This is a genomic window from Streptomyces antibioticus (assembly GCF_002019855.1).
Classification (GTDB): Bacteria; Actinomycetota; Actinomycetes; order Streptomycetales; family Streptomycetaceae; genus Streptomyces; species Streptomyces antibioticus_B.
The window spans coordinates 3,835,749-3,849,547 of the sequence record NZ_CM007717.1 but is presented as its reverse complement, the minus strand read 5'-3'; the positions used below and the strand labels follow the sequence as shown (position 1 = coordinate 3,849,547).

At 72.2% G+C, this 13,799-nt stretch carries 11 protein-coding genes; 5 read left to right on the top strand and 6 right to left on the bottom strand.

What is annotated here, in order from left to right; all coding sequences use genetic code 11:
• Window positions 1-228 precede the first annotated feature (228 nt).
• The gene (locus AFM16_RS17150; RefSeq protein ID WP_078633836.1) at window positions 229-1,932 is read left to right on the top strand and encodes an MDR family MFS transporter; all 1,704 of its coding nucleotides are present in this window, start codon (window positions 229-231) and stop codon (window positions 1,930-1,932) included.
• Between the two features lie 485 nt (window positions 1,933-2,417).
• Here the strand turns inward: AFM16_RS17150 and AFM16_RS17140 are convergent, their stop codons facing one another.
• Window positions 2,418-2,681, bottom strand: a complete 264-nt coding sequence (locus tag AFM16_RS17140) for a hypothetical protein (RefSeq protein ID WP_078633834.1) — start codon at window positions 2,679-2,681, stop codon at window positions 2,418-2,420.
• A gap of 328 nt (window positions 2,682-3,009) precedes the next feature.
• On the opposite strand from AFM16_RS17140, the gene AFM16_RS17135 reads away from it, so the two are divergent.
• Together AFM16_RS17135 and AFM16_RS17130 are read left to right on the top strand one after the other, a co-directional pair.
• A complete protein-coding gene (locus AFM16_RS17135; RefSeq protein ID WP_078633833.1) occupies window positions 3,010-5,622 on the top strand; it encodes a bifunctional FO biosynthesis protein CofGH in 2,613 nt (870 codons plus the stop codon).
• 50 nt (window positions 5,623-5,672) lie between these two features.
• Window positions 5,673-6,263 (top strand): L,D-transpeptidase, encoded by a 591-nt coding sequence (locus AFM16_RS17130; RefSeq protein WP_030784971.1) that lies wholly within the window; start codon window positions 5,673-5,675, stop codon window positions 6,261-6,263.
• A 10-nt stretch (window positions 6,264-6,273) separates the two neighbouring features.
• On the opposite strand, the gene AFM16_RS17125 is transcribed toward AFM16_RS17130, so the two are convergent.
• On the bottom strand, window positions 6,274-6,789 hold the full coding sequence (locus AFM16_RS17125) for a DUF2165 domain-containing protein (protein WP_030784968.1): 516 nt from the start codon (window positions 6,787-6,789) through the stop codon (window positions 6,274-6,276).
• A 129-nt stretch (window positions 6,790-6,918) separates the two neighbouring features.
• On the opposite strand from AFM16_RS17125, the gene AFM16_RS17120 reads away from it, so the two are divergent.
• The gene (locus AFM16_RS17120) at window positions 6,919-8,034 is read left to right on the top strand and encodes an ADP-ribosylglycohydrolase family protein (RefSeq protein ID WP_078633832.1); all 1,116 of its coding nucleotides are present in this window, start codon (window positions 6,919-6,921) and stop codon (window positions 8,032-8,034) included.
• Here AFM16_RS17120 and AFM16_RS17115 read toward each other — a convergent pair.
• From AFM16_RS17115 to AFM16_RS17105, 3 genes are all read right to left on the bottom strand, one after another.
• The gene (locus AFM16_RS17115; RefSeq protein ID WP_078636985.1) at window positions 8,031-8,363 is read right to left on the bottom strand and encodes a glyoxalase superfamily protein; all 333 of its coding nucleotides are present in this window, start codon (window positions 8,361-8,363) and stop codon (window positions 8,031-8,033) included. The genes AFM16_RS17120 and AFM16_RS17115 overlap by 4 nt on opposite strands.
• 32 nt (window positions 8,364-8,395) lie before the next feature.
• Complete coding sequence (locus AFM16_RS17110; protein ID WP_078633831.1) at window positions 8,396-9,958, bottom strand: sodium:solute symporter family protein; 1,563 nt, start codon at window positions 9,956-9,958, stop codon at window positions 8,396-8,398.
• 124 nt (window positions 9,959-10,082) lie between these two features.
• Window positions 10,083-10,868, bottom strand: coding sequence for an SDR family oxidoreductase (locus AFM16_RS17105; RefSeq protein WP_078633830.1), 786 nt, complete (start codon window positions 10,866-10,868; stop codon window positions 10,083-10,085).
• A gap of 75 nt (window positions 10,869-10,943) precedes the next feature.
• Here AFM16_RS17105 and AFM16_RS17100 point away from each other — a divergent pair, with 75 nt between their 5' ends.
• Window positions 10,944-11,786, top strand: a complete 843-nt coding sequence (locus tag AFM16_RS17100) for a hypothetical protein (protein ID WP_078633829.1) — start codon at window positions 10,944-10,946, stop codon at window positions 11,784-11,786.
• Between the two features lie 22 nt (window positions 11,787-11,808).
• On the opposite strand, the gene AFM16_RS17095 is transcribed toward AFM16_RS17100, so the two are convergent.
• On the bottom strand, window positions 11,809-13,674 hold the full coding sequence (locus AFM16_RS17095) for a DUF8823 domain-containing protein (RefSeq protein ID WP_078633828.1): 1,866 nt from the start codon (window positions 13,672-13,674) through the stop codon (window positions 11,809-11,811).
• Between the last annotated feature and the right edge of the window lie 125 nt (window positions 13,675-13,799).

Here is a 13,799-nt window from a genome sequence, read left to right as displayed (position 1 = left end):
TCACGGCCTGAAGCTTTTCGTCGGTGCGTGCCGCACTTCCTGGGTGCGTGTCGCTACTTGACCCCCGCCCGCTTGACGACCGCTTGAGCGGTCCTGGACCGGTCCCCGTGCGAACGGCCGGGCGGGCCCTCCCACCTGCGCGTGGTCAATCGCACAGGACATTTATATGCTGATGTCATACACTTGCGGAAGTCTGCTTATCTGGTACCGACCGCCTCTGGAGGATCGATGACCGAAGCCGGCCCGGCGCGTGCTCGGGGGGTGGCCGCGGGAGATCCGGCCTCACCCTCGCTGCCACCCCGCTTTCCGCTGCTGCTCGCCGCGTTGCTGCTGACGAGCATGATGTCGATGATCGACCAGTCGATCACCGCGACCGCGGGGCCGAGCCTGACAGGCGAGCTGGGTGCTCTGGATCTGTACGCCTGGACCTCCACGGCCTATATGCTCACCTTTAGCGTGTCCATGCCGATCTACGGGAAGTTGGGCGATCTCTTCGGCCGGCGGGCGGTCTATCTCTCGGCGATCGTGATCTTCCTGATCGGATCGTCGGCCTGCGGCGCCGCCGGATCGATGGAGCAGCTCATCGCCTTCCGCGCGCTCCAGGGACTCGGCGGCGGCGGTCTCCAGGTCAGCGCCTTCTCCGTCCTCGGCGACCTGATGCCGCCCCGGCAACGCGCCAAGTACCAGGGCTGGTTCGCCGGAGTCATGGTCATCGCCAACCTCGCGGGCCCGCTCGCCGGCGGTGTCCTGACCGACCAGCTCGGCTGGCGCTGGATCTTCTACGTCAACCTGCCGCTCGGCCTGCTCGCCCTCGTCGGCATCCGCGCCCTCCTCCCGGCCACCCCGCGCTCCGGTGCCCGGCCGCGCATCGACCACCTGGGCACCGTCCTGCTCGCCGGCCTCATCGCCTGCCTCGTCCTCGGCACGGACCGGGCCGGCCGCGAGGGCTGGGGGGATCCTGTGGTGCTCCTCCTGGCCGCCGGTGCCGTCCTGCTGGCCGTCGTGTGGCTGCGCCACGAGCGTTCCGCGCCGGAGCCCGTGGTCCCCCTCGGACTGTTCCGCGACCGCACCTTCACCATCTGCGTGGTGGTCGCGTTCGCCGTCAGCTTCGCCTTCTTCGGCTGTGTCACCTTCGTGCCGCTGCTGTTCCAGGCCGTCCAGGGAGTCAGCGCGACCGACACCGGTCTGCTCTTCCTGCCCGCGATGATCGGCATGGCCGTCGCCACCGTCGTGGCCGGACAGATCATCGCGAAGACCGGGCGCTACAAGTGGTTCCCCGTGGTGAGCACCGCCCTGGCCGCGACGGCCGCCGCGCTGATGGCGACGACCACCGAGGACACCGGCACCGCCGTCGTGGCCGCGCTGCTCGCCGTGATGGGCGTGGGCGTCGGCCTCTCCTCCCAGGTCACCACGCTCGTCGCCCAGTCCACGGCGCCTCGCGCCCAGATCGGCGTCAGCACCTCCACGGTCGGCCTGGCCCGCAACCTCGGCACGGCCTTCGGCGTGACGGTCTTCGGCTCCATCCTCAACGCCCGGCTGGCCGCGGTGGCCCCCGACCGCCTCCCACCCACCACCGCCGACAGCATCACCACCGGCACCTGGGACCCGTCGAAAACGGCCACCGTCCCCCCGCGCACACTGAGCGAGATCGCCGCCGTATACAGCGACGCCCTCTCCACGGTGTTCCTGTCGGCCGTGCCGGTCCTACTGGCGGCATTCCTGCTGGCCTTGCTGCTGAAGGACGCGCGACTGGAGAAGCCGGGTGGGCCTGGCGGCCCCGGAGGCCCGGGCGGCCCCGGCGGTCCGGGCGGCCCCGGGGGTCCCGGCGGTCCAGGTGGCCCCGGGGGGCCTGGCGGGCCTGGCGGGTCTGTGGGGTCTTCCGGGCTTGAGGGTCCGGGTGACCCGGGCAAGGCTGGCGGCGCGGACGGCTGAGGCAGGGGTCCTGGCGGGCCTGGTGGGGTCCGGCGGTTCGGGCGGCTGAGGCGGGCCCGGTGGCCTGGACGGCCGGGTGTGGTTTCGGGTGGCCCCGGTGGCCTGGCGGCTGGGGCAGCCGGGCGGTCGCTTGGCCAGTACGATCCCGTCGGCCAGGTCGGCCAGGTCGGCCAGGTCGGCCAGGTCGGCCAGGTCGGCCAGGTCGGTCCCGGCGGCCGGAGTGGCTGCGAAGGTCCCGGCGGTTGCGGCGGCTTGGACAGCCCCCAGACTTTGCGGGTCCGCGTGGACGTGACCGCCTGGGCCAGGTAGCGGTGGTCCGGGTGGCCTGGCAAGCCTGGCGGCGCGGACGGCTGAGGCGGCGGGCCTGGCGGGGTCTGGCTTCGGGCAGGTGAGGTGGTCCCGGCGGTTGGGTCGGCCCGGCCAGCCCGGCCGGCCCCGGCGGCAGGGAAGCGCCGTCGGTCCGGTCGTGTTCGCGCAGGGGACCGTCAGTGGGGCCGATGGTGTCGGTCTGTCGGCTCGGTGGTCTTCAACTGCCGTACCAGTCCCCGCCACTGGGCCCGCTCCTGGGAGGACAGGGCCGAGTCCGGGTCGGGGCCGTCGGGTGCGCGGTCCGTCGTCGGGGCGTCCTCCGTCGGGGTCCAGGAGACGCGGCCGTAGCACTCGGGGGGTGTCAGGGCCCCGAAGTACTGCCCCATCGAGGCCAGTCCGGCCCCGAACTCGCGCAGCAGCCATGCCAGCAGGCGTCCCATGTCCGTCCCCTTCCGTGCGGTCGGGCCGAGGCTAGGGAGTCCCGCTCGAAGGCCGGTGGAGCCGCGGAGGACACAAGGGAGAACGATGAAGGTTCCACGATTCAGCAGGTGGTGACCGATCGACCAGTGCGCCTCGAGCGCCGATGGGCAGGCTGCTTCCCGGGAGCCGCGCCTACGGCCTGGCGTGCCCCCATCGGCGTGGGCGGACCTCCGCCTCCCCCGTGGCGCAGTGTCCGCCCACGCCCACGTCCCGGGCCCGGTCCCGCACCGACGTCCCGCACCGACGTCCCACCCCCGCGCCTGACCAGCCCGAACGTATGCTCAAGGAATGACGACTTCGGCGAACTCCGGAACCGGCCCCACCGAGCGCCCCGGCGCCACCGGCCCGACCGAGAACTCCATGCGTCGCGCCCTCAAACGCGCCCGGGACGGCGTGGCCCTCGACGTCGGTGAGGCGGCCGTCCTGCTCCAGGCCCGCGGCGAGGCGCTCGACGACCTCGCCGCGTCGGCCGCCCGGGTCCGTGACGCCGGCCTCGCGGCGGCCGGCCGGCCCGGTGTCATCACCTACTCGAAGAGCGTCTTCATCCCCCTCACCCGGCTGTGCCGGGACAAGTGCCACTACTGCACGTTCGTCACCGTCCCCGGCAAGCTGCGCCGGGCCGGCCACGGGATGTTCATGTCCCCGGACGAGGTGCTGGACATCGCCCGCAAGGGCGCCGCCCTCGGCTGCAAGGAAGCCCTCATCACCCTCGGCGACAAGCCCGAGGACCGCTGGCCCGAGGCCCGCGAATGGCTCGACGCGCACGGCTACGACGACACCATCGCCTACGTCCGGGCGATCTCCATCCGCATCCTGGAGGAGACGGGACTGCTCCCGCACCTCAACCCGGGCGTCATGACCTGGACCGACTTCCAGCGCCTCAAGCCCGTCGCGCCCAGCATGGGCATGATGCTGGAGACCACCGCGACCCGGCTGTGGTCGGAGCCCGGCGGCCCGCACTTCGGCTCCCCGGACAAGGAACCCGCCGTACGGCTGCGGGTGCTGGAGGACGCCGGACGCTCCTCCGTCCCCTTCACCTCCGGGATCCTGCTCGGGATCGGCGAGACGTACGAGGAGCGCGCCGAGTCCCTCTTCGCGCTGCGGAAGGTCTCCCGCGCCTACCACGGCGTCCAGGAGCTGATCATCCAGAACTTCCGCGCCAAGCCGGACACCGCGATGCGCGGCATGCCGGACGCCGAACTGGACGAACTGGTCGCCGCGGTCGCCGTGGCCCGGCACATCCTGGGCCCCGCCGCCAACCTCCAGGCGCCGCCCAACCTCGTCGACAGCGAGTACGAGCGGCTGCTCGGCGCCGGCATCGACGACTGGGGCGGGGTGTCCCCGCTCACCATCGACCACGTCAACCCCGAACGCCCCTGGCCGCAGATCGAGGAGCTGACCGAGCGCTCCCGCGCGGCCGGCTTCGAGCTGCGCGAACGGCTGTGCGTGTACCCGGAGTTCGTGCTGCGCGGCGAACCCTGGCTGGACCCGCGGCTGCTGCCGCACGTGCGCGCGCTCGCCGACCCGGAGACGGGCCTCGCGGTGCCGGACGCCGTGGTCGAGGGCCGCCCCTGGCAGGAGCCGGACGAGGCGTTCACCGCGTCGGGCCGCACCGATCTGCACCGCACCATCGACACCGACGGCCGTACCTCCGACCGCCGTGACGACTTCGACGAGGTGTACGGCGACTGGGGCGCCCTGCGCGAGGCGGCCGCCCCCGGCATGGCGCCGGAGCGCATCGACACCGACGTCCGCGAGGCCCTGCGCACCGCCGCCGACGACCCGACCCGGCTCACCGACGCCGAGGCCCTCGCCCTGCTGCACGCCGAAGGCCCGGCGCTGGACGCGCTCACCCGGATCGCGGACGACGTGCGCCGCGCGGCCGTCGGGGACGACGTGACGTACATCGTCACGCGGAACATCAACTTCACCAACGTCTGCTACACCGGCTGCCGGTTCTGCGCCTTCGCCCAGCGCCGCACCGACGCCGACGCCTACACCCTCTCCCTCGACCAGGTCGCCGACCGCGCCCAGCAGGCGTGGGAGGTAGGCGCGGTGGAGGTGTGCATGCAGGGCGGCATCCACCCCGACCTGCCGGGCACGGCGTACTTCGACATAGCGAAGGCGGTCAAGGAGCGGGTGCCGGGCATGCACGTCCACGCCTTCTCGCCGATGGAGGTGGTGAACGGCGCGACCCGCACCGGTCTGTCGATCCGCGAGTGGCTGACGGCCGCCAAGGAGGCGGGCCTCGACTCGATCCCGGGCACCGCCGCCGAGATCCTCGACGACGAGGTCCGCTGGGTGCTGACCAAGGGCAAGCTGCCGACGGCCACCTGGATCGAGGTCGTCACCACCGCGCACGAGCTGGGCATCCGCTCCAGCTCGACCATGATGTACGGCCATGTCGACCAGCCCCGGCACTGGCTCGGCCATCTGCGCACCCTGTCCCGGATCCAGCAACGGACCGGCGGTTTCACGGAGTTCGTGACCCTGCCCTTCATCCACACCAACGCCCCCGTCTATCTGGCGGGCATCGCCCGGCCCGGCCCGACCGCGCGCGACAACCGGGCGGTGACGGCGATGGCGAGGCTCCTGCTGCACCCGCACATCCCCAACATCCAGACGAGCTGGGTGAAGCTGGGCACCGAGGGCGCGGCGGAGATGCTCCGCTCCGGCGCGAACGACCTGGGCGGCACGCTGATGGAGGAGACCATCTCCCGGATGGCCGGCTCCTCCTACGGCTCCTACAAGTCGGTCAAGGACCTGATCGCCGTCGCCGAGGCGGCCGGCCGGCCCGCGAAGCCGCGCACGACCCTGTACGGCGAGGTCCCCGAGGAGCGGCAGCGGGCGGCCCGGGCCTCGGACGGGCATCTCCCGGAACTTCTGCCCGTCCTGGAGTGAGTACGATGATCCGACCTCTGTTGGATGAGGACATGTAGCTGAGGAGATGCGTGCCCGTGGCTGCCCGACGGCTTCCCTCGTGGGTCTGGGTCACCGGTCTGACGGCCGGCGCCCTCGCCGGGGTCGCCGTGCTGACCGTGCAGGCCGACCGGGGCCCGCATCCCACGGCGGCGGCGGTCCGTCCGGGCGCGTCGGCGTCCGCGGCCCCCGGCGCCGAGGCGTCCCCGTCCCCGAAGCCCTCGGCCGCCCCGGCGCGGACCGGGGTGCCGAAGGGCTCGGGGAGCGGCCGCAGGATCGTCTACGACCTGTCGGACCACCGGGTCTGGCTGGTCGACGCCGACGACACCGCCCGCCGGACCTTCACGGTCTGGCCGGGCACCGTCGAACCGGGGCCCGGCACCTACACGATCTCCGTGCGCAAGGCCGCGACGACCGGCTCCGACGGGGTCGAGATCGAGCACATCATCTACTTCTCGGTCGTCTCCGGTGTGAACATCGCCTTCTCCAACGCGGTCGACGGCTCCTCGCCGCCCCCGGCCGCCGAGGGCGCCCGCACGGGCGGCATCCGGATGCCCACGGCGGACGGGGCGGCGCTGTGGGCCTTCGGCGACCTGGGCACGAAGGTCCGCGTCGTCGAGTAGTCCCCGTCGGTCAGGCCGAGGGCTTCTCGGCCGGCAGATGGTTGACGAGCAGCGCGATCCCGGCGAACACGAGGACGCGGGTCGCCGCGTCCAGGCCGTTCCAGGTGTCCGACTGCCACATCGCGAACCACTCCCCGCCGATCGCCATGAACCCGGCGCCGAACAGCAGCATCAGCATGAGCAGGCCGTACGTCGACAGCGCCCGCCCCCGGGCGTGGTCGCGGCGCGCCCAGAACCAGGTCCCGGCGGTCAGCAGCACGGCGGCCACGGTCTCCCAGGCGATGATCGCGACATAGGCGGTGTCCTGGAGCCCGGTGCTCGTCACCGCCCGCCACATCAGGTCCTCGTCCTTGAACGTGGTGTCCATCGCCAGCACATGCCGGACGAACTGCTGATTGGTCCCGAAGTCGGTGATGTTCCCGAACGCCACCAGGGCTATGTAGAGCGCGACGCTCGCCGTGAGCACGGTCGCCGTGAGGGGAACGAGCCGCGAGGCGTGGGAGGTTCGTGAGGTGGGGGTGGTCATGCGGATCTCCCTACCCCACCAGGTCTTCATCACCCCTCCACCCCGCCGCCCCCGTCGGGCAGGGCGGGCCGACGGCATTCGATTACAGTGACGGTCGTCGTACGTGCGGTCGGTGCCCGGGAGGACTTGGTGAGTACGACGACCGGCGCCGTCTGGGGCCGTGCCGATCAGCAGGACTTCCGCAGCCGGGTACGCGGCACGCTGCTCGCCGCCGCCGTCGGGGACGCCCTCGGGGCGCCCGTCGACCGGCTCGCCCTCGACGGGATCCGGCAGCTCCACGGACCGGAGGGCGTCGTCGACCTCGCCCCCGCCCACGGCCGCCGCGGCGCCGTCACCCATCTCACCCAGCTCACCCTGTTCAGCGTGGACGGTCTCATCCGGGCCCAGGTCCGCCGGGACACCGGCGCCTGGCATCCGCCGACCGATCTGCACCGGGCGTATCTGCGCTGGGCGGCCACCCAGCGCGACTGGGGCCCCGACCTGCGCAAGGACGACGGCTGGCTGGTCCGCGAGGAGTGGCTGTACGCCCGCCGCGACCCGACCCGCCCGCTGCTCACGGGGCTCGGCGACGAACACCTCGGCACCCTGGACGCGCCCAAGAACCCCGACGCCGACGGGCCCGAGCCCACCGTCCGTTCCGCGCCCTTCGGGCTGCTCGTCGGCTGGGAGCCGCAGCTCGTCGCCCAGCTCGCCGTGGAGTGCGCGGCCCAGACCCACGGCCACCCGGCGGCGTACCTCACGGCGGGCGCGTACGCCGTCACCGTGCACGCGCTGGCCCGGGGCGACAGTCTGGACGGCGCCGTGCAGCGGGCCCTCGCCCTGCTGGCGGCCCGCCCGGACCACGACCCCGTCTCGGCGGCTCTCCAGCACGCCCTCGGCGCCGTACGGCAGGGGCTGCCCGGTCCGGAGCGGGTCGCGGAACTGGTGGGGGACGGGGCGGCGCCGGGGGTCCTGGCCAGTGCCGTGTACTGCGCGCTCGTCGCCGAGGACGTCCGGCACGGGCTGCGCCTCGCGGTGAACCAGGACGGCCCCTCCGCCCCGACCGCCGCCCTCACCGGCGGTCTGCTCGGCGCCCTGCACGGCGAGACGGCCCTCCCGCCGGCCTGGCTGGCCGAACTGGAGGGCCGTCCCACGATCCTCGAACTCGCCGACGACTTCGCCATGGAGATGACCCAGGGCCCGGCCCTCCACGACCCCACGGGCGCCTCCCCGGGCTGGCTGGCCCGGTACCCGCGCGGAATCTAGGCGTGCGGCGTGCCGATGCGGAGCCGGTTGCCGTCGGGGTCGCGCAGTTCGACCTCCCGCGCCCAGGGGGCGTCCTCCACCGGCACCCCGAACTCGGCCGCCACGGCGTCCACATCGCGCACCCGGAGATAGACCAGCGTGTCGGGGCGGGCGTCGCCCGTGTGCTCCGACAGGAACAGCCGGACCCCGCCCCGGGCCACCTCGACGAACGCGGGAAACCCCGGTTCGAAGCGGTGCTCCCACTGCTGGGCGAAGCCCAGCCGCTCGTACCACGTGACCGCCGCGGCGGCGTCCGCGACGCGGAGCACGGGAATGACCTCTTCGTCCATGACGCCATCGTCGCAGACGGGTCCCGGCACCCTCAGTCCTTGGCGGGGACCGCCGCGTCCCGCGGGCCCGGGACGGCCGCCGCCGCGCCGGAGGAGTCGTCGTCCGTGTTGACCCGCTCGACGACCGCCAGCCGCTCCGGGGTGTCCTCCGGCTTCAGGAAGCCGATGAGCACGTACAGCACCAGGGAGACGGCGAGCGGCACCGAGACCTGGTACTGGAGGGGCACCCCGCCGTCGACGTTCCAGTTGATCGGGTAGTTGACCAGCCAGAACGCCAGCAGGCCCAGCGACCAGCTCGTCAGGGCCGCGGTCGGCCCCGAGCGGCGGAAGGGGCGCAGCAGACCCAGCATCATCGGGATCGCGATCGGGCCCATGAGACCGGCCACCCACTTGATCACGACGGTGATGATGTCCTTGAACGTGGGGGAGTTGACCTGGGTCGCCACCGCCATGGACAGCGCCAGGAACACCACCGTCGTCAGCCGGGCCGCGATCAGCCCGCTGCGCTCGTTCCAGGCCCGCGCCCTCGCGGACAGCACCGGCGCCACGTCCCGGGTGAACACCGCGGCGATGGCGTTGGCGTCGGAGGAGCACATGGCCATGGTGTGCGAGAAGAAGCCGACGATGACGAGCCCCAACAGGCCGTGCGGCAGGAGCTGTTCGGTCATCAGGCCGTAGGAGTCGGAGCCGTCCGGCTTCTGCGCCTCGACCAGCAGGGGCGACATCCACATGGGGAAGAACAGCACCACCGGCCACACCAGCCAGAGCACCGCCGACAGCCGGGCCGAGCGCTCGGCCTCGCGCGGCGAGGGGGTCGCCATGTAGCGCTGGGCCTGGTTGAGCATGCCGCCGTTGTACTCGAACAGCTTGATGAAGAGGAACGCCAGCAGGAACACCGTCCCGTACGGCCCGACCAGCGGCTCGCCGTGGCCCTTCAGGGCGGGCTCGTCCCAGGCGCCGAAGAACCCGATGCCCTTGTCGTTCAGTTCCAGGACCACCGCGACGAACATCGCGACACCGGCCAGCAGTTGGATGACGAACTGGCCCAACTCGGTGAGCGCGTCGGCCCACAGACCGCCGATCGTGCAGTAGACGCCGGTGATCACACCGGTGATGAGGATGCCCTGGTTCAGGGAGACGCCGGTGAAGACGGACAACAGGGTGGCGATCGCCGCCCACTTGGCGCCGACGTCCACGATCTTCAGCAGCATGCCCGACCAGGCCAGCGCCTGCTGGGTGCGCAGGTCGTAGCGGTTCTTCAAGTACTCCAGCGGCGAGGCGACATGGAGCCGGGAGCGCAGCCGGTTGATGCGCGGCGCGAACAGCTTCGAGCCGACGGCGATCCCCAGGGCGATCGGGAACGACCAGGTCACGAAGGACGTGACGCCGTAGGTGTAGGCGATACCGGCGTAGCCGGTGAACATCACCGCGCTGTAGCCGGACATGTGGTGCGAGATGCCCGAGAGCCACCACGGCATCTTCCCGCCGGCGGTGAAGAAGTCGCTCACGTTGTCCACCCGCTTGTGCGACCAGACGCCGATGGCCACCATCACGCCGAAATAGCCGATGAGCACGGCCCAGTCGAGACCGTTCATGTGCGTCCTCCCAGGGTCGACCGGCGCTCATCGTGGGTGCTGCCGCGTGAGCACGACAAGTGAGCGTGAGGTCAAAGGGAGGTAAAATCATTCGAGATGATGGCCTTGGTTCACAGATATGAACTCATCGCATCAGCTCACCCGCGTTGACCAGCAACGACTGTCCCGTGATCGCCCGCGACCGGTCCGACACCAGGAACGCCACCGCATCGGCCACGTCCCCGTCCGTCGCCAGCGCGGGCAGCGCCATCCGCTCCGTCAGCCGCCGCAGCACCTCGGACTCCGGCACCTTCTCCGTGTGCGCCGCGAACCGTACGTACGCCTGCACCGGCGGCCCCCACATCCAGCCCGGCAGCACGGTGTTGACCCGGATGCGGTCGGGCCCCAGCTCCCGGGCGAGCGAGTACATCGCGCTGGTCAGCGCCCCCTTGGAGGCCGCGTACGCCGCCTGCCGCACCTGCGAGGGCGCGGCCACCGCCGACTGCGTACCGATGATCACCACCGACCCGCCGCGCTCCCGCAGCAGCGGCAGGCAGGCCCGGGTCATCCGCAGCGTCCCCAGCAGATTGACGTCGATCACCTTCTGCCAGGTCGTGAAGTCCGCGTCCGCGAGACCGCCGAAGTACCCGTCCCAGGCCGCCACATGGACCACCGCGTCGATCCGCCCGAACCGCTCCCGCGCCAGCTCGGCCAGCGCCTCGCACTGCTCCTCGTCGGTGATGTCCGTCGACCGGTACGCCGTGTGCGCCCCGCCGGGATCGACCTCGGCCGCGCAGGCCGCGAGCGCCGCCTCCGTCCGCGCCCCCAGCACGGCGTTCCCGCCGTCCCGCACCACCGCCGCCGCGACCCGGTGCCCGAGCCCGGCCCCGACCCCCGAGACGACCACGGTCCTGTCCGTGAGCAGCGACATGAGAGCCTCCCTCGCTCTGGCGCATCATCTGACGGTCCGTCAGAGTATGGGCGACCGAAGGAAAGGGGAACGGGCATGAGCGACGACACCCGCAGCGATCCCTACGCCGAGCTGGCCTCCACCGGCCCCTACGGCGTCCGCCCAGGACACGCCCTGATCACCATGGTCGAGCCGCACCCGGGCCACGAGTACGCCTACAACCGCTGGTACGAGGACGACCACTACTACGCCGGCGCGATGGCCATGCCCTGGATGTTCGCCGGGCGCCGCTGGGTGGCCACCCGCGATCTGCAACTCCTGCGCTCCCCGGAGAAGTCGGCCGTCGCGCAGCCGGTGACGGCCGGCTGCTACCTGTCCGTCTACTGGATCACGGAAGGCCGCTACGACGACCACATGCGCTGGACCGTCGCCATCAACCGGCGCCTCAACCGCGACGCGCGCGTCTACCGCGACCGCACCCATGTGTTCACCGCGTTCCAGGACCACGCGGCGACGGTCTACCGGGACGGCGCCGCCGGACCGAGGGACGTCCACGCCCTCGACCACCCCTACGCCGGTCTGGTCCTGGAGGTGATCGACACCGACACCCCCGAACAGTGCGCCGGCCTGCTGGAGTGGCTGCGCGCCCGCCATCTGCCCGCGCGGCTCGCCGGCTCCCCGGCCGCCCTGGTCACCGTCTTCCGCCCCACCCCGCTGCCCGGCGACCGCATGACCTACGTCAAACAGGTCGAGGGCGTCGGCACCCGGCTGACCCTGCTGTGGTTCCTGGAGCGGGACCCGCGGGAGTGCTGGGAGGAGCACTTCACGGGCCTCGACGCCGAGATCGCCGCGTCGGCACCGGGCGGCCGGGTGGAGCTGCTCGCCCCGTTCGTCCCGACCGTGCCGGGCACCGACACCCACGTCTCCGCACTGCGCTGACCGCGGCACGCCGCGGCCGGGGTCACCTCAGCTCGTCCGGGCAGGGCGTGCCGCGCGGCAGTTGGTAGGGCGCGGCCAGCCGGTACACACCGGCCTCCGGGGCGAGCAGCATGGTCCACTTGTCCCCCTCCGCGTCCTCCTCCGTCTCGTACAGACAGCCGTTGACGTTGTCGTACGTCCGCTTCTCGCCCTCGGCGCGGTCCTTGGACCCCTTCGTCTCCTGCGGCGGCTTCAGGCTCTTGCCCTGCTCGTCGACGACGCTCAGCCACGGCGAGTAGGGGATCCGGATCATGATCCGGCCCGCCTTCTTCACCTGGATCGTCATCTCGCCCTGCTCGGCGCGCTCCACGACCGCGTGGGGCTCGGCGAGCGGCGCCGGATCGGTCACCCGGAAGAGCTGCCAGTTGGCGTCGCCCCAGATCTGCTGGAGATACGGCAGCCCGCGCTGCACCAGCTCCCGCTCCCGTTCGCCGCCGTCCCCGTCCAGCGCGTCCTTCGGGACGACCACGAAGTGCACGGCCCAGCGCTGGAGCCACTCGTGGTAGTTCGCCGAGTTGAGGGTGTCGTCGTAGAAGAGGGGGTTGCGCTCCATGTCGGCCTGCCGGTTCCAGCCCCGGGCCAGATTGACGTACGGCGCGAGCGCGGACGCCTCGCGGTGCGAGCGGGCCGGTACGACCTCCACCCGGCCCTTCTCCGCGCCGACCCCCTGGAGTTCGTTGACCAGCGGCGCCAGCTCGCGCGCCCAGGAGGCCGCCGGGGTGGTCCGCACCACGTCGTCGACCGACTTGAAGCCGATCCAGGTCACGAACCCGGCGGACGCCACGACGATCACGTACCACTTGCGGCTGCGCGGCACCGCGAACGGCAGCGCGGCCATCAGCACGACCCCCGAGAACAGCATGGCGAGCCGCGTGATGTTGGACCCGATCTGCGAACTGACGATCCACACCGCGAGGACCCCGAGCCCGTACACGGCCGCGGTGATCCGTACGGTCTTCCAGTCGCGCGGCACGACGGCGAACACGATCGCCGAGTACAGCAGCGGCAGCGACGCCGAGCCGAACGACATCGGCTGGGTGCCGGAGAAGGGGAACAGCCAGGCCGAGACGGCGACCACGGCCGTCGGCGCGAGCCCCAGCGCCCACGCGCCGGGCCGCCGCTTCTGGAGGAACAGCGCGACGGCGACGATCCCCACGAACAGCCCCGCCACCGGCGAGCCCATGGTGGCGAGCGCGGCGAGCGGCGCCGCGCACAGCGCCTTCGCCCAGCGTTTGTAGCGCCAGCGGTACGGCCAGCAGAACACGACGGCGACCGCGGCCAGCGCGAACATGTTGCCCAGGCCGAAGGTCACCCGCCCGGACGCGGCGTTGCACAGCAGCGCGAAGACCCCCGCCAGCGCGGGCCACAGCGGATTCCTCACCGGGCGGCAGCGCAGCAGGATCAGGGTGAGCAGGGCCGCCGAGATCGTCCCGGCGATCATCATCGTCGTCCGCACGCCGAGGACCGACATCAGATACGGCGACACCACGCTGTACGACACCGGGTGCATACCGCCGTACCAGGCGAGGTTGTACGCGGAGTCGGGGTGCCGGCCGACGAACTCGGCCCAGGCGTCCTGCGCCGCCAGATCCCCACCGCTGTTCGCGAACGCGAAGAACCAGACGACGTGCAGCAGTCCGGAGAGCGCGGTGACGAAGAGCACCGGGTGCCGGTCGAGGGCGGCCCTCACGCGGGTGAGCCGCCGGCCGTCCCGGCCGGCGTCGGTGTCCTCGCCGGTGAGGCCGTCGCGGTCGTGGTCACCGGACTGGGGCGCGGGCACCTTCGCCCGTGGGCCGCGCTCCGGGTCCGGACCGGTGTCGTCGGCGCGTGTCGGCTCCGCAGTGGCCACTCGAAGGCACTCCCCGTGTCCTGATCTTTCGTGCTCGGCCGCGTCCCGTTCGCGCCCGCGTCACGGCCGCGTCACCGCGGCCGCCGACCTGTCCCGTTTCGTGACGCTAGCACGCACCCCGCCGG

Bases quoted from the DNA above. Each gene is read 5' to 3' on its own strand.
- AFM16_RS17110 (WP_078633831.1), bottom strand. From the start codon at position 9,958: ATGAACGGTCTCGACTGGGCCGTGCTCATCGGCTATTTCGGCGTGATG.
- AFM16_RS17140 (WP_078633834.1), bottom strand. From the start codon at position 2,681: ATGGGACGCCTGCTGGCATGGCTGCTGCGCGAGTTCGGGGCCGGACTG.
- AFM16_RS17105 (WP_078633830.1), bottom strand. From the start codon at position 10,868: ATGTCGCTGCTCACGGACAGGACCGTGGTCGTCTCGGGGGTCGGGGCC.
- AFM16_RS17135 (WP_078633833.1), top strand. From the start codon at position 3,010: ATGACGACTTCGGCGAACTCCGGAACCGGCCCCACCGAGCGCCCCGGC.
- AFM16_RS17150 (WP_078633836.1), top strand. From the start codon at position 229: ATGACCGAAGCCGGCCCGGCGCGTGCTCGGGGGGTGGCCGCGGGAGAT.
- AFM16_RS17100 (WP_078633829.1), top strand. From the start codon at position 10,944: ATGAGCGACGACACCCGCAGCGATCCCTACGCCGAGCTGGCCTCCACC.
- AFM16_RS17125 (WP_030784968.1), bottom strand. From the start codon at position 6,789: ATGACCACCCCCACCTCACGAACCTCCCACGCCTCGCGGCTCGTTCCC.
- AFM16_RS17115 (WP_078636985.1), bottom strand. From the start codon at position 8,363: ATGGACGAAGAGGTCATTCCCGTGCTCCGCGTCGCGGACGCCGCCGCG.